The 21,464-nt window shown below is 63.2% G+C and carries 23 protein-coding genes; 14 read left to right on the forward strand and 9 right to left on the reverse strand.

Features of this window, described 5'->3' with window-relative positions:
• Window position 1: 1 nt before the first annotated feature.
• Genes CK944_RS03385 through CK944_RS22805 form a run of 7 tightly spaced genes read left to right on the forward strand, consistent with a single transcriptional unit; the run spans window position 2 to window position 7,750 of the window.
• Window positions 2-895: a hypothetical protein gene (locus CK944_RS03385; protein WP_103171618.1), complete on the forward strand. Its 894-nt coding sequence runs from the start codon at window positions 2-4 to the stop codon at window positions 893-895.
• 49 nt (window positions 896-944) lie between these two features.
• Window positions 945-1,652, forward strand: a complete 708-nt coding sequence (locus CK944_RS22800) for a hypothetical protein (protein ID WP_146038596.1) — start codon at window positions 945-947, stop codon at window positions 1,650-1,652.
• A gap of 8 nt (window positions 1,653-1,660) precedes the next feature.
• Window positions 1,661-1,987, forward strand: coding sequence for a hypothetical protein (locus CK944_RS03390; protein WP_103171619.1), 327 nt, complete (start codon window positions 1,661-1,663; stop codon window positions 1,985-1,987).
• Entirely contained in the window at window positions 1,984-2,586 is a 603-nt protein-coding gene (locus tag CK944_RS03395; protein WP_103171620.1) for a DUF4376 domain-containing protein, read from the forward strand. Before CK944_RS03390 ends, CK944_RS03395 begins: the two co-directional genes overlap by 4 nt.
• A gap of 2 nt (window positions 2,587-2,588) precedes the next feature.
• Window positions 2,589-2,891 carry a hypothetical protein gene (locus tag CK944_RS03400; RefSeq protein ID WP_103171621.1) on the forward strand — a complete coding sequence of 101 codons (303 nt, stop codon included), beginning with the start codon at window positions 2,589-2,591 and terminating at the stop codon, window positions 2,889-2,891.
• Window positions 2,888-5,680 (forward strand): hypothetical protein, encoded by a 2,793-nt coding sequence (locus tag CK944_RS03405; RefSeq protein WP_103171622.1) that lies wholly within the window; start codon window positions 2,888-2,890, stop codon window positions 5,678-5,680. Before CK944_RS03400 ends, CK944_RS03405 begins: the two co-directional genes overlap by 4 nt.
• Before the next feature lie 3 nt (window positions 5,681-5,683).
• The gene (locus tag CK944_RS22805) at window positions 5,684-7,750 is read left to right on the forward strand and encodes a hypothetical protein (protein ID WP_146038597.1); all 2,067 of its coding nucleotides are present in this window, start codon (window positions 5,684-5,686) and stop codon (window positions 7,748-7,750) included.
• On the opposite strand, the gene CK944_RS03410 is transcribed toward CK944_RS22805, so the two are convergent.
• A complete protein-coding gene (locus CK944_RS03410; protein WP_103171623.1) occupies window positions 7,747-8,262 on the reverse strand; it encodes a hypothetical protein in 516 nt (171 codons plus the stop codon). The two genes, CK944_RS22805 and CK944_RS03410, sit on opposite strands and share 4 nt — an antisense overlap.
• A gap of 146 nt (window positions 8,263-8,408) precedes the next feature.
• Between CK944_RS03410 and CK944_RS03415 the strand changes: the two genes are divergently transcribed.
• Genes CK944_RS03415 through CK944_RS03435 form a run of 7 tightly spaced genes read left to right on the forward strand, consistent with a single transcriptional unit; the run spans window position 8,409 to window position 10,909 of the window.
• On the forward strand, window positions 8,409-8,855 hold the full coding sequence (locus CK944_RS03415; RefSeq protein WP_103171624.1) for a hypothetical protein: 447 nt from the start codon (window positions 8,409-8,411) through the stop codon (window positions 8,853-8,855).
• Window positions 8,842-9,231 carry a hypothetical protein gene (locus tag CK944_RS03420; RefSeq protein WP_103171625.1) on the forward strand — a complete coding sequence of 130 codons (390 nt, stop codon included), beginning with the start codon at window positions 8,842-8,844 and terminating at the stop codon, window positions 9,229-9,231. Before CK944_RS03415 ends, CK944_RS03420 begins: the two co-directional genes overlap by 14 nt.
• Window positions 9,228-9,485 carry a hypothetical protein gene (locus CK944_RS22810; protein ID WP_146038598.1) on the forward strand — a complete coding sequence of 86 codons (258 nt, stop codon included), beginning with the start codon at window positions 9,228-9,230 and terminating at the stop codon, window positions 9,483-9,485. Before CK944_RS03420 ends, CK944_RS22810 begins: the two co-directional genes overlap by 4 nt.
• Window positions 9,486-9,506: 21 nt before the next feature.
• The gene (locus tag CK944_RS03425) at window positions 9,507-10,088 is read left to right on the forward strand and encodes a lysozyme (protein ID WP_103171626.1); all 582 of its coding nucleotides are present in this window, start codon (window positions 9,507-9,509) and stop codon (window positions 10,086-10,088) included.
• The gene (locus tag CK944_RS03430; RefSeq protein ID WP_103171627.1) at window positions 10,088-10,381 is read left to right on the forward strand and encodes a hypothetical protein; all 294 of its coding nucleotides are present in this window, start codon (window positions 10,088-10,090) and stop codon (window positions 10,379-10,381) included. Before CK944_RS03425 ends, CK944_RS03430 begins: the two co-directional genes overlap by 1 nt.
• On the forward strand, window positions 10,338-10,508 hold the full coding sequence (locus CK944_RS23130) for a hypothetical protein (RefSeq protein WP_158247948.1): 171 nt from the start codon (window positions 10,338-10,340) through the stop codon (window positions 10,506-10,508). Before CK944_RS03430 ends, CK944_RS23130 begins: the two co-directional genes overlap by 44 nt.
• Complete coding sequence (locus CK944_RS03435; RefSeq protein WP_146038599.1) at window positions 10,508-10,909, forward strand: hypothetical protein; 402 nt, start codon at window positions 10,508-10,510, stop codon at window positions 10,907-10,909. Before CK944_RS23130 ends, CK944_RS03435 begins: the two co-directional genes overlap by 1 nt.
• Window positions 10,910-11,089: 180 nt before the next feature.
• Here the strand turns inward: CK944_RS03435 and CK944_RS03440 are convergent, their stop codons facing one another.
• The 8 genes from CK944_RS03440 to fdnG all read right to left on the reverse strand — a co-directional run bounded on the left by CK944_RS03440 (window position 11,090) and on the right by fdnG (window position 21,431).
• Window positions 11,090-11,341 carry a hypothetical protein gene (locus tag CK944_RS03440; protein ID WP_103171629.1) on the reverse strand — a complete coding sequence of 84 codons (252 nt, stop codon included), beginning with the start codon at window positions 11,339-11,341 and terminating at the stop codon, window positions 11,090-11,092.
• Between the two features lie 24 nt (window positions 11,342-11,365).
• Window positions 11,366-11,707, reverse strand: coding sequence for a hypothetical protein (locus tag CK944_RS03445; RefSeq protein ID WP_103171630.1), 342 nt, complete (start codon window positions 11,705-11,707; stop codon window positions 11,366-11,368).
• Window positions 11,708-12,393: 686 nt separating this feature from the next.
• The gene (selB, locus tag CK944_RS03450; RefSeq protein WP_103171631.1) at window positions 12,394-14,349 is read right to left on the reverse strand and encodes a selenocysteine-specific translation elongation factor; all 1,956 of its coding nucleotides are present in this window, start codon (window positions 14,347-14,349) and stop codon (window positions 12,394-12,396) included.
• The gene (gene selA, locus CK944_RS03455; RefSeq protein ID WP_103171632.1) at window positions 14,346-15,713 is read right to left on the reverse strand and encodes an L-seryl-tRNA(Sec) selenium transferase; all 1,368 of its coding nucleotides are present in this window, start codon (window positions 15,711-15,713) and stop codon (window positions 14,346-14,348) included. The genes selB and selA overlap by 4 nt, the downstream gene beginning before the upstream one ends.
• Window positions 15,713-16,627: a formate dehydrogenase accessory protein FdhE gene (gene fdhE / locus CK944_RS03460; protein ID WP_103171633.1), complete on the reverse strand. Its 915-nt coding sequence runs from the start codon at window positions 16,625-16,627 to the stop codon at window positions 15,713-15,715. The genes selA and fdhE overlap by 1 nt, the downstream gene beginning before the upstream one ends.
• 47 nt (window positions 16,628-16,674) lie before the next feature.
• Complete coding sequence (locus CK944_RS03465; protein WP_103171634.1) at window positions 16,675-17,361, reverse strand: formate dehydrogenase subunit gamma; 687 nt, start codon at window positions 17,359-17,361, stop codon at window positions 16,675-16,677.
• Window positions 17,362-18,345 carry a formate dehydrogenase subunit beta gene (gene fdxH, locus CK944_RS03470; protein ID WP_103171635.1) on the reverse strand — a complete coding sequence of 328 codons (984 nt, stop codon included), beginning with the start codon at window positions 18,343-18,345 and terminating at the stop codon, window positions 17,362-17,364. It abuts the gene before it with no gap.
• Entirely contained in the window at window positions 18,342-21,431 is a 3,090-nt protein-coding gene (gene fdnG / locus CK944_RS03475) for a formate dehydrogenase-N subunit alpha (RefSeq protein ID WP_103171636.1), read from the reverse strand. Before fdnG ends, fdxH begins: the two co-directional genes overlap by 4 nt.
• Between the last annotated feature and the right edge of the window lie 33 nt (window positions 21,432-21,464).

The following is a 21,464-nucleotide window of genomic DNA, read 5'->3' on the forward strand; positions in this document are numbered from 1 at the left end:
TATGAGGATAATTGAGCCGATCACCGTCACCCCAGCCATGGTCACTGCTTCCAACGTGCCAGTTGAAAGCCTGCCCGCGTGGAATGTCGGTACGACGTATGCCAACGGCGCGCGGGTGATCTTCGACAACGGCATCTGGGAGAGTGTGCAGGCCAGCAACACTGGCCATAACCCGGGCGCGGACACCCTATCGCAATGGTGGGTGCGGCGCGGAGCAACAAACAGGTTCCGGCCCTTCGATCAACGGCTTGGGGAGGGGGCAACGGGCGGCGCGACGATCACTTATTCCATTGCCCTACCACGCACACTCAATGCCCTGTGCTTCTTCGGATTGAATGGCACATCGGTCCGGGTTCGCATCATAACGCCTGGCCCAAATGTGATTTATGACCGGACGATCCAGCTTGCGTCCCGTCAGCCCGCCGCGACCTTTTGGGAATACATCTACAACCCATTCACCTTCAAACCGGATCTCGTGCTAACGGGCCTCAAGCTTCCGTCTGGCGGCACAGTCGAGATCACCATCAATGCAGGTGCCGCCGCCCAAGTCGGAGAAATCTTCCTTGGTAATGATATTGCAGTAGGCACGACGCTTACCGGTTCCCGTTTGGGTATCGTGGACTATTCCAAGAAGGATCGTGATGAATGGGGCGGAGTATTCCTGGTTCCTCGGCCTGTCACCAAGACCGTCAACTTCCAATTTTCCATCCCCACAACCGCCGCCGCGCGGGTGCAGGAAATAATTGAGCGCGTCACGTCAAAGGTCTGCGTGTTCTATGCCGTCGATGGCGAAGACCCGTTTGGGACCACCGTCGCAGGCGTGATGCGGGACTATGATCTGACGCTCGACGCAGGCCGATCCTTCGGCACCATCCAGGCCGAAAGCCTGACCTGACACTTTCACCATCGAAGTAGGGAACCCGCCTTGCGCGGGCTTTTTTTGCATGGCAATCACTCCCCCGCCCACGCCACCGAATACCGGCGATCCCGCTTTTCTGGAACAGCGAGCCGATGCGTTCTTCGGCTGGTTTCCGACCTTCGTCAGCCAGTTCAATGCCGAACTACCGTTCATCTCATCCAAGGGTTGGGCAACGTATAGCGGAACGGCCAATGCCATTGTGCTTACGGCTGGCTATGTCTCGCTGCTACGAGGCACGCAAGTTCGGTTTCGGGCAACTGCAGCCAATACTGGCGCGGCGACGATCAATCTGGATGGGCTGGGCGCGCGGCAGTGCCGAACGATCACCGGGGCGCCTTTGCCCTCAGGGTATATCCTCACAGACGCAGATACTGTGGCTACTTATGACGGCACCTACTGGGTGCTGGATCGCCAAACAGAGCGCGGGATCAACGCCAACGGCGAATATGTCCGCTTCGGCGATGGCACTCAGGTTTGTACACACGTCCTGACTAACCTCCCTGATCCAGCGGCTGCTTGGGGCAGCCTCTACATATCCACCGAAACTGTATGGAACTTCCCGTCCAGTTTCCTTGGTGCGCCCTATGCCGATGCGAGTGTGCGCTTCGGTGGAGGCATCTTTGCTAAATGCAGGCCGAATGGAGCCACATCGGCCAGCGTTTCCCTGATCTCTGGGCAATCGCTGCCCAACACGCGGGTCGCGGACACAATCGCCATCGGCCGCTGGTTCTAGGAACACCCATGAAAATCATTCTGTCTCCGCAGCTTTGCGCTGCGCCGTTTGTCATGTCTGCGGTCGGGGATGTGCTGACCATTGACGGCATGGAATACGACTTCGGCCCCTTGGCCGAGGGCGATGTGCTTCCCCGTGATGCCGTGGACTGCCCTTGGTTGGCGTCGGACGTGACCCGCGAGAACGGGCATGTCTGCATGACGCTGATCCTACCGCACGGCACCACGGCGCCGCACGAGACGCGCTTCCCTGAGCATTTGACGATCACCGAGGACGGACCGGTTGAGCTGCCGCCCTTCGACACCACCCCTGCAATCGAGGAGCCGCAAGCATGATCGATTGGACAAAGGCTGTTACCCTTGAGGCCCGGGCCGCAACTCGCGATGCAATGGCGCGTGAAGCCATTCGCGCTCGCCGCGATGCTGCGATCAGCACTGGCATTTATGTCGCAGGCATCCCTGTCGGCACTGACGATCAGTCGCAAGCCAGGATCACGGGTGCAGCCCTGGCTGCAATGCGTGACGCTGCCTATTCCGTGGCCTGGAAGGGCAGCGATGGTGTGTTCGTCACTCTGACGGCGGATCAGGTGCTGACTGTAGCCGACGCCATCCGCGCCCATGTCCAGGCCTGCTTCGACCGCGAGGCTGCGCTTCTGTCTGATCTGACAACCGGACAGTCCTATGCTGTGAACGAAGGCTGGCCCAGCCAAGACGTGCGCTTGGCAGATGGGGCAGCCCTCGCGCATCGGGTCGGTGCCGGCGTCTATCGCGTCCTGACATCAAATGCCGATTGGGACGCAGAAGCACCCGAGGGCCTGACCGTCACCCTGTCTCACGATGGAACCGCGCTCACCGTCTGGGTCTGGCGCGGAACGTCTCTGGCAGACATCCCTACCGGCCAGCATCTCACGCTGCGCCCCATCAGCGAGGATTGAGCATGGCTCACGGCATCAAGCGCGGGGCCACGGTCCTGCTGGCACTGCAATTCACCCCGGAGGAGTGGGCGCTGATGGTGCCGATCTCTGAGACGGCGGCCAAGGTCAAGGTAGGGGGGTCAACGTACAGCTTCACCACAACTGTCGATCAGGCCAACCGCGCCATCCTCCTCCGGTCGGAAACCAGCGGATGGAAGATCGGCAAGGGCGAACTGGACGCAATGGCGATCCATGGCGGCGTGACAACGCTATTCCCGCAACTCGCCAACGTCGATTTCCCGGTCATTCAAGGGGTCACGCTATGAGGCTTGTCCAACTCAACGGCCCTCACCTGGTCGTCACTGAACTGTCCGGCATGGCCAATCGCTTGGCGGAGGTTCCGGATCCTTGGCAGATCGAGGGAATAGGCGACCTTGTGTCTGCTATGACCGGAGCATCGTCCTCTCCGGTGATCGTTGCGCCCCCGTCCTTGTCGCCTGCTACGGCCTTCGTGGGCGAGGCTGTTTCGGTGTTTCCTGGCATCTTCACGGGCGCTACGCCTACGGCCATCCTGCGGCTCAATGGTATCAACGTCACCGGCCAGATCATCAACGGGGAATACACCCCAACTGCGCCCGGTACGCTGTCCCTGTCTGTCACCGCACCTCCGCTGCCGACAATCTCTGTCAGCGCGACGATCAGCCCCTTGCCGGTTCAGCCGACCATTCCGGCGCAGTTTGCGGAAGATGATTGGGAGATCGCCACAGGGGCAAATCCTGGCGAAGTCCTGATCAACATCCTGGATCTGCCCGAGGATGGCGGCAGCCCGATCAACGCCATCAAGTGGCAGGCAGGTGATGGGACACCCCAGACCCTGGGCGGCACCGGCGTCGGCCAAAGGGCTGTGGCAGCGGGTTTGCCCGGCGCGGAGGTATCGGTCGTCCTATTCGCTGCGAATGCCATGGGAGATGGCCCACCCAGCGACCCCAAAACGGCTGTTACGGGCGCTGTCGCTCAGGAAGCCCCCTCCGTGCAGACGCCCCCGTCCATCAGCGGCAACACGCCCGTTGGCAGCATCCTCACTCGCACGGCTGGCACGGCAACCGGCGTTCCCACGCCGACCCGCGCAACGCAATGGCTGCGGAACGGGACCATCCTCTCGGGCCAGACCGCGAACAGCTTGGACACCACCGGCTTTGCTGCGGATGACGTCATCACCACGCGCGACGTGTGGACCAACAGCCAAGGCACCGCAACTGGCACGTCTGCCGGGGTGACGCTGGCAGCGTCGAACCTTCAGACCATAACCGCTACTCTGTCGCCCAACCCCCCGGCTGCGGGCCAGTCGTTCAGCGTGACGTTCAGCGTCGATCCCGATACGGCACCCGGCTTGACGGGAACCGGCTTCACCCGCACCGGCACTGCCCCTGCATCGGGCGACCTGACCATCAACGCGACCGAACCGGGCTATGCGCCGTTTGAGTGGGTGATTGCCACCGTTCCGGCGGTGGCCCCGGCTGCATCGGGTGGCTCTCTGCAACTGTCGGACGGTAAGGTCTCCTTGGTGGAGCCGAACGTAACGGCAGGTTATCCCGAGCCAACCACCACCCTGACCGCACTCACGCGGAACGGGACGAACATCCTGGCCGAACTAGACGAGAACGGAGAAATCCCGGATGCGGTCAAGGCCACTGCCAGCACCTATTCGGCAACGTGGGTCATCAGCAACGGGGGTGCCCCTGATGTGACCATCACTGAGACGCTTGAAGTTGCGGCGGCGGCCATCACGGCAGTCTCTGAGCCGACCACGGCACGGCTCTACGCAGGCCAGACCCCGGCAGCCATCCCGAACATCGCTGCCGCCACGAACACCGCCAACTATACGAGCGTGGCGGGCGTCGTCCTGTCCGCTCAGTTGCAGATCAACGGCGAGAACGCGACGACATCCACGGCCCTTGCGACCGGCGATGTGGTTTCCGTCCTTGTCACGGATGATGATGGCCTGACGCGGCGGTGGGTTCTGTCCACGGTCGAATATGCGGTCAAGTTCACAGACAAAGGCGCGGGTGGCTGGGCCGTTGACATCAACGACCTGGTGCCGGGAACGACCAACGTCACGATTGGCTGGGACGGTGAAACGACCACGACGACCCGGAACGCCATCGAGGCTGGGCCGGTGGTTCACATCGAGCCGACCATCAGCCTGGACGGCGAGGTCTTCACGGTCAGCAACCCAGGCCCGTGGATCAACGAGGCAAGCGCGGGCGACATCAGCTATACCTATCAATGGCGGCGCGGTAGCACGAACATCACAGGCGCGACCGGCGAAACCTACACCCGCGTTGCTGCTGATGCAGGCACGACTACGACCTGTCGCGTGACGGCGACGGACCTGAACGGATCGACGGTCTATACCACGACCGGCATCGCCAATCCGGCCGCGCAGGTGTTTGAGCCTTACGCAGCCGTAGCGGGAGCGCCCTATCGCTTCCAAGCCACCACGGCCAACACCTCGACGTGGACCGTGGACATCGGCACGGCTCACGCTGATCGGGATATTCTGGTCTGCGGCGGGCAGATTGGCGCGAACGGGCCGACGGTGACGGGTGTCACCATCGTTGCGGGTGGACAGACGATCACGCCGACGCTGGTCCGCGAACAGTCAAGCATAGCGACCAGCCCCAACACCCGCCTGCGCCTCTACCACGCAAAAGTGCCGCTAGGGACGACTGCCGATATCACCCTGACAACAAGTGCGAACACCACGTTTCGTTTCATCGATTACCGGCGCGGGGTGGGCAACACGATTTCCGCCCAGAACGGGGGTGGAACCGACGCAGGCACAAGTCAGGTTAGCGCGGTCCTTACCGGGGCAACTGCTGGCCATGAGGTGCTGGCCTTCCACGCCCGCCCTTCTACCCCCAATGTGGAATGGACCGGCGTGACCGAGGCTTACGACATCGACCCCACGGGCGGGACGAACAGATACATCTCGGCAGCGGAAGGCTTCATTCCCGAAACAGGCGAACTGACAGTCGCGACCCAAACCCGTGGATCGGCGGGCGGTGCCAGCAACGCTCAATCCGCATTCATTGCCATCGCAGCGGGAGAATAACCCATGACCGAAGCAACATTCCGACCTGTTCCGGCAGGCACGACCGCACTCCTGACGGCATCCGTTGGAGCGATCACCATCAACCAGACGGTGTTGTGGGGCGGCAGCGCAGGCGGGGGCACGGGCGGGGCAACCGCTACGATCAGCGTCCGTCGCGGCCAGCAGGACTTGGCGCCTGAGGGCATGGTCTTCTTTGCCGACGTTTCCGGCTTTGACGCCCAAAAGCCCACGGACGGATCAGTCTATGATCCGACCATGCACGATTTGCACTACACTTGGACCTTTGGCGATCCCGGAGATTATACCACGCCGGTCAATATGCTGCCGGAATGGCGCAACAAGAACGTCGCTTATGGGCCGTTCCCAGCGCATTGCTTCACGAAGCCCGGTGAGTATCGCGCCATTGTAACGGTCTATGAGCCGTCCAGCCGCAAGAGCGCAGCGGCCTTCGTTGATGTTGTGGTCCGCGATCCAAATGTTGTCGTGCCTGCCGCGACGACCGTTGTCTGTTCGTCCAGCAGCAACTGGACGGGAATGCCAGCGCATGACGTGTCGAACCGGACGACCACCTTTGATGATGCCATCGCCAGATTGCAGGCTCTGAAGGCAAACGGGGCGCTCACTCGTCTAGTGTTCCGCTCGGGCGATGAGTTCGACTGCCTCACCAGTCCCTATATTGGGGACAAATACCGCAACCTTCATGTATCCGCACACGCCGCTGGTAAGGCTATCATCCATAACAGATCGGGTTCTCCTGTATTCCGCTGCTACAGCGGTGTGCTGACGAGCGGGGTGTCTATTTCGGGGCTTCGCTTCATTGGAGGTTGGGATAGTACTACTGAGACCATTGATCCGACTTATCCAGGCACTAATGGGAGAAAAGGCGTCGCATGTGAGAGCGGCCACGTCACTGTTCATAACTGCGAAGGCGATGGTCTTTGGCAGACTGTCTTTGTCGGCGGCTCTCAAAATATCACCGCTGTCGCCTCTGAAATTGCTGCTACAAACTGGGAGGATTACGGATCTTATGTCGATGGTCCCAACCGTGACCTCACGGACCCAACATTTAACTCATATGCAGGCTTTCTAGGCTGTCGTTTCACACAGCATGTGAACGCCCTTCAGGGCGGCAATGGAAAGCTCATGGATGATAGAGGCAACCGCCATGGGCCTCTCCGCATCGAAAGCGTGGGCTATATTTACGTCGATTGCTTCGACCCCATGTCCAGGAATAGCTGGGCGCCACCTGCATACGGAGTTCCTGCTGAGCAGCCCTGTATCAGGGACCAGAGGAATGACCGACGCACTCGCGGGTTCTTTTCTCGCGTCATGGCCGAGGGCACGGCATACAATAATGGTCCTAATACCCCTAGCTCGACGTTCCAATACGAGCCATGCAACACCGTTATAGACAAGATCTATGATCTGGCGTCTGCTCGATCAATGAGAAGCTTCAACATTGTGTCCTCTGCGCTGACTTTGAGGAACTTCATTACACATAGAACCAATGTCGGAACTGGGAGTAATCCTTACAGTGCCAGTGTGGATATCGGCATACCTGAAGGCGACTTGCCGAAAGTCTCGGCACAGAATTTTGAGGAGCCGATCAAGATTTACAATGGCACAATCGTCAACGAGTGTGACGATACGCAGATTAGGAGAAACGGCTCTAATTCTCCTGAATTCGAGCCTTCCCGCGTGAGGCTCGGCATCAATGATGTGCAAATTAGCAATCTAGTGGCGCATTGCCCGAATTATGCAGGAGGCTTCACGGGTGACGGACCCATCAACATGGCCCGCCTTCCATTTACTGCACGGTATCTGGGCTATCGTTGGAAAAACCATGTTTCCAGCCAGCTTGGGGACAAGCTAACCATGGACACGTCCTTCGGTCAGAACCCCCCAGCTCCTTACTCGTATTTCCGGCCGCTCAGGGCAGGGCAGTCGGGCGCGACGGTCACATCCCCGGCAATCGGATCCGCGACGGGGCTGGTGGCCTATGACGATCTGCTGGGCAACATTCGGCCTGCGCAGGCGTCCCGTGGGGCGATAGAGCCGCTGGCGAATTAAGAACGGCGGCGCCTTCGCATCAGCGCGAGGGCGCCCAACCCCATCGGCAACAGAGCAGCGGTGGCGGGCAGTGGTACGGGGGCTAGTTCAATCGTCCCTGAGACATCGAGCGACCAAGGATAATCATCATCCCTATACCAAAGGGATCCCACTAAGCCGTTCCAGTTGATGAGGTAGGCATACAGTCCTTCGATGCTGGAGCGTTCGCTGTAGCGGCCATCTGAGTAATCATCGCGGAAGTATCCGAGGTTATTGACGGTACCTTTTGAGAAAAACACGATCCGTTGAAACAGATCGGCGTCCTTGTCGCCAATATGAAGATCGCCATAGACTGACTGTCCCACCGGGATACCCATGAACTTTGCGACACTCGGCGCGGGTTCATCACATTCCCCTGCTTCGCAGATATACTCCGCTGTGAGCGTCAGCTTGACGTGATCCACCGTCGCCGCCTCTGCCGATCCCACCCCCGCGACCACGGCAGCCGCCGCGCATAATGCCTTGATACCCATAATCCACCCCTGAAAATCGAATCACCCGGCCCCATGCGCGGCTGCCGGAATGATCCGCATCACGGCGGCGTGAGTCTCGGGGAATATGCGCGCGGTTAATCAATCGCGGCGCGAACCGTGATCCAGAACAGCATGATAGGCAGAATATGCTCAGTCGCTTTCCGTGGTTCACCCACTATGCCAGTCGCAAGCTGGAGTGGCTGATATCCATATACACGATCTGGTTCGGCGTGATGCTTGCCCTGCCGATGATGTCCATGACAAGCGCCAGCTTCATCGGGGCATTGGCGATCTTTGATGAGACCACATGGGGCATTGTGTATGCCTGCATCGGGGCGCTGCATTGCTACTCGCTGCACATCAACGGCATGGCGCCTTGGACCCCTTTTGCGCGGCTGGTCGCACTATTCCTGAACGCTAATGCATTCTTGGCGATGGCCTTGAGCCTTCTGCCAGCCAACCCTTGGGGAACAGGCGTATTGACCTACGGCTTTCTCGCGGTCGGGTTCTGCGGTGCCGCTTTGTATTCGGCCGCTCAAGATTGTGGCCGTGAAGTTAAGATCTGGCGGGCGGCACGACATGCAAAGCATTGAACACCTGAACTACTTCGGCCAGGGCATGGGCGCCCTGATTATCCTCATCGGCATCGTCTTTGGATATCTGAGGGGGTTTTTCAAAGGTGACGGCAAGCCTCCCCTGGAACGCCCGCCTGCACCCCATGAGGTCAAGCAGGCGATTAGCAACCTGCATTCCCAGATTGAGCGGACTGTGATGGATGAGGCTGTCGCGCGGGATCTTCTGAAAGGCATCGCCAAGCTGATCATCGCATTAGAGGCGGCTGCGGAAGCCTTGGACCAGAACACCGAAATGAGCGGCGATATGCGAGGCGACATCCGCGAGGTATCGCGTGACCTCCGGTCGCTTGTCACCGAACTGCTGCGGGCACAGATCGACGGGGCCAAGCGATGATCCACTGGCACGTTAGTAGCTGCGCAGGCTTCTTGCTGACGGGCCAGTATCGTCCTGTGTGTTCCATCGTCTGGGCCTTGCCTGACTGCCGCCCGCGCACGGCCTTCGCCCGGCGTATGAACGCCACCTTCTGCGAAGATCGGCACTGCGGCCGCATCCACGACACCTACGTCATCTGCGCCATGCTGCGCGGCCCGATCCAGTATGACCCACCCCCGATCACCGGCAGGCGTCATCCCGATCCCGGCTACTGACCCAACCTCATAGGCATCATCATGCAAACATCTGAAAAGGGCATTGCCCTAATAAAGGCGCATGAAGGCTTGCGTCTGGAAGCCTACCCGGATCCGGCGCACGGCTGGGCTGTGCCGACTATCGGATACGGCCACACCTCCGCTGCGGGATCGCCGCCCGTCACCAAGGGGATGCGGATCACCGAGGCGGGCGCGACTGAGATCCTGCGCAACGATCTGCGCAAGTTCGAGCGGTATGTGCTGGATGCCGTCACCGTGCCGCTGAACCAGAACCAGTTCGACGCCCTGGTCAGCTTCACGTTCAACCTTGGGCCGGGCAACCTGCGGAAGTCCACGCTGCTGCGCAAGCTGAACGCGCGGGACTATGCGGGCGCGGCCGATCAGTTCCTGGTCTGGAACATGGCTGGTGGCAAAGTTCTGAATGGCCTGACCAAGCGGCGCACGGCCGAACGGGCGCTGTTCCTGACCCCTGCCCAGGAAAGCCCTCGCCCCGCTCCCAAGCCCACCCCAGCCCCCGCACGGGCCGCCCCTGCTGGCGGCGGCGTGATCGCCGTTGTCGTCGCTGCAATCGCGGCTGTTGCCGCCTTCATAGGACTGCGCTGATGAAGCTGATCCCCCAATGGCGCAGCGCTCTGCGCATGTATTCCATTCAGATCCTGCTGTTTATTGCGGCCCTTCCGGCTGCGTGGGAAGCGGTGCCTGACGAAATCAAGCTGCTGATCCCGCTGCCCTGGCTGCCGTGGATCACGACCGCCCTAGCCATTGCGGGCATCGTCGCTCGTCTGGTGGACCAACGCAGCCCCGAACAACGCAAAGCCGATGAGGTGCGAAATGAAGTGGATGGCATGTCTGATGCTGCCGTTGCTGACCGCCTGCGCGACCGCGCCGACCGCTGATCCGATCTGCCCCGCGACCGATCAGGCACGAACCGCCTTGGCTGGTGCCTTGGTGGCTGATGGCGGGCCGCAGTCGCAGCGGGCAGGGCTGGTGCTGATCGAGACACTGGATGGGGTTTGCCGCTGATGCTGAACATCACGCCGGAACGCATGTCGGACCTAATGATGAAGTGGCATCTAGGACCGGGCAGCACGGGCAATGCGCTTGTGCTGCATCGGTTCGTTGGGCCGGATCATGGGCCGCACCACTCGCACCCTTTCAGTTGCCGCAGCTACATCCTGCATGGCGGCTATCAGGAGGAAGTCCTGCACCCTGACGGCCGGATCGAACTGCGAGACCACCGGCCCGGCGACGTGGTGGAAATCCCGCACGACCATGTGCATCGGATCGTCAGCTTGCATGAAGGGGAGGCGATCACGCTCTACGAGGTGCTGGGGCCGAAGGTGCAGGAACCCGGCTTCTTCCGCTGGGAGGACGGCCGCATGTTCTATCGGCAATGGGATGCGGCTGATTGGACCCCGGCATGAACCCCTGGCTGATCCTCTGGGCGTATCAAGCGGCGGTCGTCAAGTCGCTGGCTGCTTGGGGCGTCGGACCCGGCTGGCTCCGGTAACATGACCCGCCCGACCTGTTAACGATCCGCCGTTTCGCTGACATGACCGTCAAACGGCCGTTTTATCGCGTGGGGTGAAATTGTAGGCTGCCCATTATGCCGCTGTGGAATGAACCTGCGAGGGGAAGCTGATCGACCCTAGATGCGCCTTGCACTTGCTAACGGCAGGGCCGAAATCAGAAGCACCCCTGCTTTCTAGCACAGCGTCGATTTTCGCATCACGGCGCTTGTCATAAACTTCCACGGTCTGGTCGCCTATCGTGTAGAAGCCGAGGCGCTTGCTAGGGCAGGCGTCCAAGACTTCCTGAAGGCAGGCCAGCCATTTCTTTTCCGCTGCTGTCAGCATGTCATTTCCTCTCGGTAGACGTTTTCAATCGCTCGTTTCCTGACGCGGGTGATTTTCGGCCAATTTGGCCCGCAGTATCGCCAGCAGCAGCCCCCGCGCCGGGGGATAGCCGTCACCGGACCACACAGGAGCGGCAGGGGAGCGTTGCACCCACATCTGCCCGCCCGGTGCCCGGCCCCAGTCGTGATCGGGAAGGAGGATGCCCTTTAGAAACAGGGCGGCGTTCATGTCGTCCCTGCAAGCCTGCTGCACTAGATCGATATCGCGTTGCTCAAAAGCACAGACATGATCGTTGTCCATCCCCAAGAAGGGGACGTAGCTGCCAGCCTTCACCGCTTCTATCAGCCGTTCCAGCGCGTCAGTCATTGATCGGCTCCTGTGGTGGGGGCGGGCGGTAGGGCGTCGTAATCTTCATCCTCCGGCCAGTAATCGTCGTCTGGATGAATAACCCCGGACCCCATGCATTCCTCGCAGGTTTCGTCTCCGAAGCCGCAGTAGCAGTCACCGGGCCAGCAGTCGCAGCGGGTTTCGCCCCGACCATTGCAGGCGGGGCATCTTTCCAGGGGTTCAGCCATCAGCATCCCTCCATCGGTTTGACAAATCCCACGCAACCCATTGACCCACCGGGGGCGGGCAGGTCGTGCGCCTCGCATTGGCGGCGGATGATCTCGGCCATAGTCGCCGGATTGGACGGCGGCAGGATAGGATAGCCGCGCGCATCAGTATTCATGGGTTTCATCCCCTTTAGGAACGCACTGATATGCTGTCAGATCGGTGTGCGTCACAAATATGGCGCCGCCTAAAGCGCCCCACATAGCAAAGCTGAAAGCGACCCATAACTGCGCCATCACATCACCTCCATCGGTTTGACAACTTCCGTCCAACCCATTGACCCACCGGGCGCGGTTTGACGCTCTGCCGGGGGCCAAGTGGCTGATGTTGCGGGGGCGGCGACGGATTGAAAATCCGATGCTCTGGCTTCGCAACATTCCGGGTTCGTTCCGGCTTTGTCCGCGCATTTCTCGCAGCAAAGGCCGTTGAAATTGTTGGGGTTAACTAGCGGATTTGAAGTCCGGCCGCCCCACCGGGGACGATTCCCTTCCAATGTCGCCGAACAGGTCGGCGCGATGGGGATTGATGCGACGTAAATCGCCTCGGCGCAAGGTCAGGCCAAGGCGGTCGAAGAAGTCGAGGATCTCGATGGCGACCTTGCGGCCGTTCTGCACCCGGTCGCGAAAGGCGGGCGCGGTGAACCAGCCGTCGGGCGACTGCGCGGCCACGTCCAGGATGATCGCCACCATCTCTCGGGTCACCTCGCGGGCGAAGAAATGGTCATGCGCGATCTGGTCGGTGCGGCCCAGTTTCTGCGTCAGGCGCAGGACGCGACGCACGTCCTTTTCGTCGATGCCGAATTCGGTCGCGAAGTCGCGCACGCGCGGCGGGCGAAAGCGGGTCTCGCCCGCAAGGGCGGGCGCGATGCGGTCCCACAGGGCCTCGTCCTCGGGCGTCAGGCGGACCTCGTGGCCGGGCAGGCGGACGAAGGCGCCGTCCAGGACCGCGCGGCCCACATCAGCCTCGGCCCGCAGGAAGGCCAGGAAGGCGTCCTTCGGCAGGCGCGGTTGCAGTTGCAGGCGCAGGCGTTCGCGGCCCAGTCCCGCCAGATCGGGGTTGCCTTCGTGGAACTGCGTCAGGGTGTCCGTCAACTGGGCTTGCAGCGCGTCCAGCACCGGCCGGCCAAGGGCCAGGTCGCCGATGGTCGCCCCATCCGCGCGGCGCAACGCATCGGCCAGACCGGCGGGCGACAGGCTGCGGTCGCGGGCAAAGGCCGGCAGATCGACCGGCGCCACGGCCAGCATCGCGGCAAGGGCCGCCGCCGGATCCTCGGCGCGGGCGGCGTCCAGCAGCGCCAGCCGTTCGGGCGTGCGGCGCTTGCGTGCGGGGGCGCGCAGGTCCAGGAAGCCCCCGCCGCCGATGGTCCGGCTGGCCGACACGTCGCGCAGGATGAAGCGGTCATGCACCGCCGCAGCAATGGGCCGGTCCAGGACGATCTGCACCGGGCCGCCCTGGCCGGGCTGGATCGGATCGCCCAGGGGCACGATGCGCGCGCCGGTTTCGACCGCATGGCTGTGCAGGCGGGCGGGGAACCAGGTGCCGATGGGCTTCGGTTCGGACGGCAGCACCGTCAGCCAAGCGTCGATCCGGTCGGTCGGCGCGTGCAGCGCGGGCGACAGCACCACATCGCCCCGATGGATGGCGTCCTTGCTGATCGCCTCGCCTGCCAGGTTCAGCGCGCATCGCTGTCCCGCAAGGCCTTCGGTCGCCGGGCGGTTCTGCGCGTGGATGGCGCGGATGCGGGCGGGCAGGCCGCGCGGGCTGACGATGACCTGATCGCCGACCGCGACGCGCCCGGTCAGCATGGTGCCCGTGACCACCGTGCCCGCGCCGGACAGGGTAAAGCTGCGATCCACGGCCAGGCGCATCGGGCCATCGACATGGCGGGCGGCCGTCGCGGTCTCGGCGGCGATCAGGGATGCGCGCAGGGCGTCGATCCCCTCGCCGGTCAGGGACGACACGGGCAGGATCGGCGCATCGGCCAGGGCGGTCCCTGCCAAGGCGTCGCGGATTTCGGCCGCGGCTTCGGCGCGGCGCGCATCGTCCGCCAGGTCGGCCTTGGTCAGCGCCACGATGCCGCGCCCGATGCCCAGAAGGTCCAGGATCGCCACATGTTCCCGCGTCTGCGGCATCACGCCGTCATCGGCGGCCACCACCAGCAGCGCCATGTCGATGCCGCCCGCGCCTGCCAGCATGGTGTGGATCAGCCGTTCATGGCCCGGCACATCGACAAAGCCGGTGATGGTGCCGCCACCCAGGTCGGCATAGGCAAAGCCCAGGTCGATGGTGATGCCGCGCGCCTTCTCCTCGGCCAGGCGGTCGGTATCCGCGCCGGTCAGTGCCTTCACAAGCGCCGTCTTGCCGTGGTCGATATGCCCTGCCGTGCCGACGATCATGCCGACAAGGCCCCCAGCAGATCCTCGTCCCGATCCAGGCAGCGCAGGTCCAGGATCAAGGCGCCGTCGCGGATATGGCCGATGACCGGGCGGGGCAGGGTGCGCAACCGCGCGGCCAGCCGGTCGGGCGCATCGCCCCCCGCACCCGTGATCCGCAGCCCGGCCGAGGGGATGGTATCGGTGGGCAGCGCCCCCGATCCGATCTGGCTGGCGCAATCGGTCGTCGTGACGGTGTAACCGGGCAGCAGCGCGGCCACCTGCGGGGCAAGCTGGGCGGCCTGGGCTGCGATGTCGGCCTGCGGGCGCGACAGGTATCGCAGCGTGGGCAGGCGTTCGGCCAGCCGATCCGGGTCGCGGTACAGCCGCAGCGTCGCCTCCAACGCTGCGATGCGGATCTTGTCCAGGCGGACGGCGCGTTTCAGCGGGTTCCTGTTGATCTGCGCGATCAGGTCGCGCCGCCCGACGATGAAACCCGCCTGCGGCCCGCCTAGCAGCTTGTCGCCGGAAAAGGTAACCAGATCCGCGCCTTCGGCCACGGCCTCGGCCACGGTGGGTTCGCGGCGCAGCCCCCAGGCGGCCAGATCGACCAGCGACCCCGCGCCCAGGTCATTGAGCAGCACCACCCCGGCCTTGCCCGCGATCTGCGCGAGGTGCGGGGCCGGCACCTCGGCCGTGAAGCCCTCGATGCGATAGTTGGAGGTATGGACCTTGAGGATCAGGCCCGTGTCCGGCGTGATCGCATCCTGATAATCGCGAGGGTGGGTGCGGTTGGTGGTGCCCACCTCGACCAGATGCGCTCCAGCGCGGGCCATGATGTCGGGCATCCGGAAGGCGCCGCCGATCTCGATCAGTTCCCCGCGCGACACGATGGCCTGCCGTCCTTGGCCGAAGGTGTTCAGCGCGATCAGGACGGCGGCGGCATTGTTGTTGACGACGGTCGCATCCTCGGCCCCCGACAGCTCGCACAGAAGCCCGCGCAGATGGTCGTCACGCTGCCCGCGTCCGCCACTGCCCAGGTCGAATTCCAGGGCCAGGGGCGCGGCCATGGCTGCGCTTGCGGCCGCGATGGCCTCGTCCGCCAGGATCGCGCGACCCAGATTGGTGTGCAGGACGGTGCCGGTCAGGTTCAGCATCGGCCGCAGGTCCGACTGCGCGGCGGCGGCCAGGTCGGCGGCCAGCAGATGCGGCAGGCGCGCGGCCTCGGCATCGCCATCGGCGCCGTCGCGGATCGCGGCGCGGGCGGCGTCAAGCCGGACCCGCAGCCCCGCCGTCACCGCCGTGCGGCCGTGGCCGTCGATCAGCGTCCGGCCCATCGGGGACAACAGGAACTGATCGACCGAGGGCAGGGCCCGGAACCCCGTCATCAGTATCCCGCGATGAAGGGGTTGAAGCCGCCGCGCCGGAAGTCGGTGTCCTTCATCAGCATGTCCAGGCCCAGGCTGGACACGTCGTCGGCGATGGGATCGAGGCTCGCGTTCTTGACCTGATACAGGATCTTGACCCAGCCCTTGCAGTCGCCGCAAACCTCGGCCTTGACCGTCGCCTCGTCCGTTTCGGCGCTGCGATAGCTGATCGCGGCGTTCGATCCGCAGCAAAGGCAGACGACGCGCACCTCGTTCCACTGCGTCGCGCAGCAGCCGCAGGTGGCATAGCGCGTGCTTTCGATGCCCGCCGTGCCCATCACCGATGACGTGGCGGGCTTGCCGCCGCAGGTGGGGCAGGTGCCGGTCCTGATCTTGACCAGCTTCGTCGCGTCAAGCGTTCCCGCCAGCCGCGCCAGGTGCAGTTGCACCGCCGCGCCGACGAACAGGTGCGGGGCCGCGCTGTCGTGGGGGATGCGGTCGGACAGGATGTTTTCTAGCAGCCAATGCCGGTCGGCGATCCCCGACGCCGTCACGGCGGACAGCGAAAGGCGGGCCTGTTCCGGCATCTCAAGGGTCGCGGCCTCGGCCAGGAAGCGGTCCAGCGTGGCATGCATCCCTTCGTCCGTGGCAAGCGCCATGCGGTCGATGGGGGGCATCCGGCTGGCGCGGGCCAGTTCCACGCGGTCCGAGGGAATGGGCGTCACTGCAGGCAACTCGCGCGCAAGGCGCGCCTGCAAAGCGGTCAGGTCGGCCAGAAAGCGCATATAGGGCCCCAGGTTGCCGCCGTGATCCGCCAGAAAGGCGAAGCGCCCGGCCCGCTTGTCGAAGACAGCGGCGGCATCGGGCAGAAAGGCCAGCGGCGCCACAGGGACGCCGCCAATGACCGAAGGGTCGGGTTTCAGACTGTTGTTCATCGTCTCTCCGGGCCGGACGGTCTCATGTCCGGCCACTTGCCTTTGCGTTATTCTGCCGGGCCGTTCTGGCGGCGTCCAGCCAGCTCGCGCAGCCACTTGCGGTGGTGGCGATAGGCCCAGCCCCCGGTCACGGTGCCCCGCGTCATGGCCCGCAGCGTGCCGCGTGTCCAGAAGGCCGCATAGACGTGCAGGATGAAGACCAGGATAATCGCCACCGCCGCAAGCGCATGGGTCAGCACGGCCCAGCGGCGCGTCGGGATCGACACCAGGTCGCCGAAGAACTGTTCCCAGATCATGATGCCGGACACGATCAGCACCACGATCAGCAGCGTCATGCCCCAGAAGATGAACTTCTGCCCGGCATTGTACTTGCCAAGCTCGGGCAGGTTCTCCTCGTTCCCCTTCACCACGTCGCCGATCTGGGAAAGCCATTTCCGGTCGTCCGGCGTGGGCAGGTTCAGCCGCCACAGCTGGATGAACATGACCATGAAGCTGACGAACAGCACCACGCCGATGATCGGATGCAGCCACCGTGCGCTTTGCCCCCCGCCGAAAAGGCCGGTCAGGAAGTAGAGCGACGGGTGGAAGAACGCGAGGCCCGACAGCAAGAGCAGGATCAGCGAGATCGCCGTGACCCAGTGATTGGCCCGGATGAAGCCCCGGTAACGGCTGACCGTCACCGGGCGGGTCGATTCGATCCGGTCGCCCGGTTCGGAATAAACGGGACGCGCCATTCAGACAGCCCCCCTGTCATCCGAACCGCCGGAGCTGACCAGCTTCTCGGCCTCTTTCTCCTCGTGCTCGTCCACCTTGTTGGCGCGGGCGAAGATGCCGTGGATCGCGGCGCCGACGGCTGCCACGCCCATGACGGCCAGACCGGCGGTCTTGGTCACGCCCTTCCAGCCTTCGACCACCGGCGAGATGCGGGGATCGTCCGGCAGCTTTTCATAGATCGACGGCTTGTCGGCGTGATGCAGCACATAGAAGACATGCGTGCCGCCGACCCCCGCCGGATCATAGATCCCGGCGTTTTCATAGCCGCGCGACTTCAGATCCTCGACCCGTTCGTTGGCGTGCGCGATCATGTCTTCCTTGGTGCCGAAGACGATGGCCTGCGTGGGGCAAGCCTTGGCGCAGGCCGGACCCTGGCCCACGGCCACGCGGTCGGAACACAGGGTGCATTTATAGCTCTTGTGATCGACCTTGCTGATGCGCGGGATGTCGAAGGGGCAGCCGGTCACGCAGTATCCGCAACCGATGCAGTTCTCGTGGATGAAATCGACGATGCCGTTGGAATACTGCACGATGGCGCCGGGCGCCGGGCAGGCCTTGAGGCAGCCCGGATCCTCGCAATGCATGCAGCCGTCCTTGCGGATCAGCCATTCCAGGTTGTCGGTTTCCGGGTTCACCCATTCCGTGAAGCGCATCAGGGTGAACATGTTCGGCGTCAGGTCGTGGGGGTTTTCGTAAACCCCCACGTTGGTCTCGACCTCGGGCTTGGTGTCGTTCCACTCGATGCAGGCGGACTGGCAGGCCTTGCAGCCGATGCACTTGCTGACGTCGATCAGCTTGGCGACCTTTTCCAGTTGCCGCGTGGGCTGCGGCACGTTCGGCGTGGCCGAAATTCGGACCACGTCGGACGGCAGCAGGTTCGACGCGATCGGCTGAACCGGGGGGTTCGAGGCCGCGGTCTTGGGTTGGGGCGCGGTTTCGCTCATGCCACCGGCTCCTCTGCCGAAGGTTCGATATTGACCATGAAGGCCTTGAATTCAGGCGTTTCCACGTTGGCGTCGCCCACCTGGGACGTCAGGCTGTTCGGCCCGAAACCCTTCTTGGCGGCCCCCACGAAGCCCCAGTGCAGCGGAATGCCGATCACATGGACGGTCTTGCCGTCGATCTGCATCGGCCGCAGCCGCTTGGTCACCACAGCCTTGGCCCAGACCTCACCCCGCTTGGACCAGACGCGCACCCGTCCGCCGCGCGCGATGCCGCGCTCGGCCGCCAGTTCCTCGCTGATCTCCACGAAGAACTCGGGCTGCAACGCGGCGTTCACCGGGTTGTGCTTGGTCCAATAGTGGAAATGCTCGGTCAGGCGATAGGAGGTCGCCACGAAGGGGAATTCGGGATCCCCGATCTCGGCAAACTGGTCGGCGGTGCTTTCGAAGACCCGCGCCACCGGGTTGCCCCGCATCTTGGGGTTGAACACGTTGGCGATGGGGGCCTCGAACGGCTCCATATGGGTGGGGAAGGGACCGTCCCGCATCATGCCCCGGGTGAACAGGCGCGACGCACCTTCCGGGTTCATGATGAAGGGGCGGACCTCGCCCGGCTTGGCCGTGATCGGCATGTCGGGCACGTCATAGCCTTCCCATTTCTCGCCGGTCCATTCGATGATCTTGCGCGACGGATCCCACGGCTTGCCCTGCGGATCGCAAGAGGCCGCGTTGTACAGGATCCGGCGGTTCGCAGGCCATGCGAAGGCCCAGTTCAGGAAGGCGCCGGTGTCGTCGGGATCGGTGTTGTCCCGCCGCGCCATCATGTTCCCGGCCTCGGTCCAGCTGCCGGCATAGATCCAGCAGCCGCCCATGGTCGAGCCGTCGTCGCGGTAATGCCCGAAGCTGGACAGTTGCTGCCCGGCCTCGGCCACGACCTTGGTGGGATCGGCGGCGTCATAGACGGTTGCAAGGGCGCGGCCGTTCATCTCGCGCGCAAGCTCGTCTGCCTTGGGATCGTTCGGGTCGCGATAATCCCAGGTCAGGTTCAGGATCGGGTCGGGGAAGACCCCGCCTTCGTCCTGATAAAGCTTCTTCACGCGCAGGAAGATCTGCGCCATGATCCAGGTGTCGTGCTTGGCCTCGCCCGGCGGGGTCGCCCCCGGCCAGTGCCATTGCAGCCACCGCCCCGAGTTCACCAGGGCGCCTTCATCCTCGGCGAAGCAGGTGGTGGGCAGTTCCAGCACCTCGGTCTGGATCGCCGCGCTGTCCACGTCGTTGTGGATCCCGTGGTTCTGCCAGAAATGCGAGGTTTCCGTCGTCAGCGGGTCCATGACCACCAGCATCTTCAGCTTGGAAAACGCCTCGGTCATCTTGCCGCGGTTCGGGAAGGACAGGATCGGGTTGAAGCCCTGGCAGAAATACAGGTTCACCTTGCCGTTGTTCATCAGCTCGAACATGCGCATGCCGTCATAGGCTGGCACGTCGAGCTTCGGCAGATAGTGATAGGCCCAGTCGTTTTCCTGCGTGGCGGCATCGCCCCACATGGCCTTCATGAAGCTGACCATGAACTTGGGATAGTTCTGCCAATAGCTGATCTGGTTCGGCACGATCGGCTTGAAGCCGCGGGTGGACATGTAGGTCGCCCAGTCCGCTTCCTTTTCCGTCGGGATGTTGAGGTATCCCGGGATCAGGTTCGACATCAGACCGATATCGGTCAGGCCCTGGATGTTGGAATGGCCGCGCAGCGCGTTCATGCCCCCACCCCGGACGCCGATATTGCCCAGGATCAGCTGCAGCATCGCCATGCCGCGGATGTTCTGCGCACCCTTGGAATGCTGCGTCCAGCCAAGCGCATACATCGAGGTCATGGTCTTGGTCGGGGACGAGCATTCGCCGATCATCTCGGCGATGTGCAGGAACTTGTCCTTGGGCGTGCCGCAGACGCGTTCCACCATCTCGGGCGTGTAGGCGTCCACATGGGCTTTCAGCAGGTTCCAGACGCAGCGCGGGTCCTGCAGCGTGGGATCGGTCTGGACAAAGCCGTCCTCGCCCATCTTGTAGTCCCAGGACGACTTGTCATAGTCGCGCTTTTCCTCGTCATAGCCGGTGAAAAGCCCGTCGGACCAGCCGAACTCGTCCTTCACCAGGAAGGAGGCGTTGGTGTAGTTGCGGACGTAATCCCACTGAACCTTGTCGTTCTCGATCATCCAGCGGATCATGCCCATCAGGAACACGATGTCGCTGCCCGGACGGATCGGCGCATAATAATCCGACACGGAGGCCGTGCGGTTATAGCGCGGATCGACCACGATCAGCTTGGCGCCGCGATGGTGCTTGGCCTCGGTCACCCATTTGAAGCCGCAGGGATGCGCTTCGGCGGCATTGCCGCCCATGACAATGACGAGGTCGGTATTCTTGATGTCGGTCCAGGAGTTGGTCATCGCTCCACGGCCAAATGTCGGGCCCAAACTGGACACCGTGGGGCCGTGTCAGACGCGCGCCTGGTTATCGAATCCGACGATCCCCATGGACCGGACCGTCTTGTAGGTCAGCCATGCGGTTTCGTTTGTGGTTGCCGATGCCGCCAGGAAGCCGGTCGTCGTCCAGCGGTTGACCGGCACGCCGGCCTCGTTCGTCTGGATGAAGTTGGCGTCGCGGTCGTCCTTCATCGCGCGGGCGATCTTGTCCAGGGCCTCGTCCCAGGTGATGTCCTGGAATTCGCTGGCGCCGGCGGCGCGATAGCGCGGCTTGGTCAGGCGCGTCGGCGCCTTGACGAAATCCTTCAGCGCGGCGCCCTTGGGGCACAGCGTGCCGCGGTTCGTCGGGTGGTCCGCGTCGCCTTCGATATGCAGAAGCTCGGCGGTTTCGCCGGCTTTCACATCGCCCTTGGAATACATGATGATCCCGCAGGCGACCGAGCAATAGGGACAGGTGTTGCGTGTTTCCGTGGTCGTGGCCAGCTTGAAGGCGCGCACATGCGCCTGTTCCGCCGCCTCGGCCTCGCCGAAGCCCATTGCCCCGAGCGATGTCGCCGCAACCCCCGCACCCGCAAGCCGTAGGAAGCCGCGGCGCGAAAGGTCGATATTCATGAGACCCCTCCTGCTGCCTGTCATGAAATGAGA

This window comes from Paracoccus sp. SY (assembly GCF_002901215.1).
Taxonomy (GTDB): domain Bacteria; phylum Pseudomonadota; class Alphaproteobacteria; order Rhodobacterales; family Rhodobacteraceae; genus Paracoccus; species Paracoccus acridae.

Coding starts and splice junctions, on each gene's coding strand:
- CK944_RS03385 (WP_103171618.1), top strand. CDS start 2: ATGAGGATAATTGAGCCGATCACCGTCACCCCAGCCATGGTCACTGCT.
- CK944_RS22800 (WP_146038596.1), top strand. CDS start 945: ATGGCAATCACTCCCCCGCCCACGCCACCGAATACCGGCGATCCCGCT.
- CK944_RS03390 (WP_103171619.1), top strand. CDS start 1,661: ATGAAAATCATTCTGTCTCCGCAGCTTTGCGCTGCGCCGTTTGTCATG.
- CK944_RS03395 (WP_103171620.1), top strand. CDS start 1,984: ATGATCGATTGGACAAAGGCTGTTACCCTTGAGGCCCGGGCCGCAACT.
- CK944_RS03400 (WP_103171621.1), top strand. CDS start 2,589: ATGGCTCACGGCATCAAGCGCGGGGCCACGGTCCTGCTGGCACTGCAA.
- CK944_RS03405 (WP_103171622.1), top strand. CDS start 2,888: ATGAGGCTTGTCCAACTCAACGGCCCTCACCTGGTCGTCACTGAACTG.
- CK944_RS22805 (WP_146038597.1), top strand. CDS start 5,684: ATGACCGAAGCAACATTCCGACCTGTTCCGGCAGGCACGACCGCACTC.
- CK944_RS03410 (WP_103171623.1), bottom strand. CDS start 8,262: ATGGGTATCAAGGCATTATGCGCGGCGGCTGCCGTGGTCGCGGGGGTG.
- CK944_RS03415 (WP_103171624.1), top strand. CDS start 8,409: ATGCTCAGTCGCTTTCCGTGGTTCACCCACTATGCCAGTCGCAAGCTG.
- CK944_RS03420 (WP_103171625.1), top strand. CDS start 8,842: ATGCAAAGCATTGAACACCTGAACTACTTCGGCCAGGGCATGGGCGCC.
- CK944_RS22810 (WP_146038598.1), top strand. CDS start 9,228: ATGATCCACTGGCACGTTAGTAGCTGCGCAGGCTTCTTGCTGACGGGC.
- CK944_RS03425 (WP_103171626.1), top strand. CDS start 9,507: ATGCAAACATCTGAAAAGGGCATTGCCCTAATAAAGGCGCATGAAGGC.
- CK944_RS03430 (WP_103171627.1), top strand. CDS start 10,088: ATGAAGCTGATCCCCCAATGGCGCAGCGCTCTGCGCATGTATTCCATT.
- CK944_RS23130 (WP_158247948.1), top strand. CDS start 10,338: ATGCTGCCGTTGCTGACCGCCTGCGCGACCGCGCCGACCGCTGATCCG.
- CK944_RS03435 (WP_146038599.1), top strand. CDS start 10,508: ATGCTGAACATCACGCCGGAACGCATGTCGGACCTAATGATGAAGTGG.
- CK944_RS03440 (WP_103171629.1), bottom strand. CDS start 11,341: ATGCTGACAGCAGCGGAAAAGAAATGGCTGGCCTGCCTTCAGGAAGTC.
- CK944_RS03445 (WP_103171630.1), bottom strand. CDS start 11,707: ATGACTGACGCGCTGGAACGGCTGATAGAAGCGGTGAAGGCTGGCAGC.
- selB (WP_103171631.1), bottom strand. CDS start 14,349: ATGATCGTCGGCACGGCAGGGCATATCGACCACGGCAAGACGGCGCTT.
- selA (WP_103171632.1), bottom strand. CDS start 15,713: ATGACGGGGTTCCGGGCCCTGCCCTCGGTCGATCAGTTCCTGTTGTCC.
- fdhE (WP_103171633.1), bottom strand. CDS start 16,627: ATGAACAACAGTCTGAAACCCGACCCTTCGGTCATTGGCGGCGTCCCT.
- CK944_RS03465 (WP_103171634.1), bottom strand. CDS start 17,361: ATGGCGCGTCCCGTTTATTCCGAACCGGGCGACCGGATCGAATCGACC.
- fdxH (WP_103171635.1), bottom strand. CDS start 18,345: ATGAGCGAAACCGCGCCCCAACCCAAGACCGCGGCCTCGAACCCCCCG.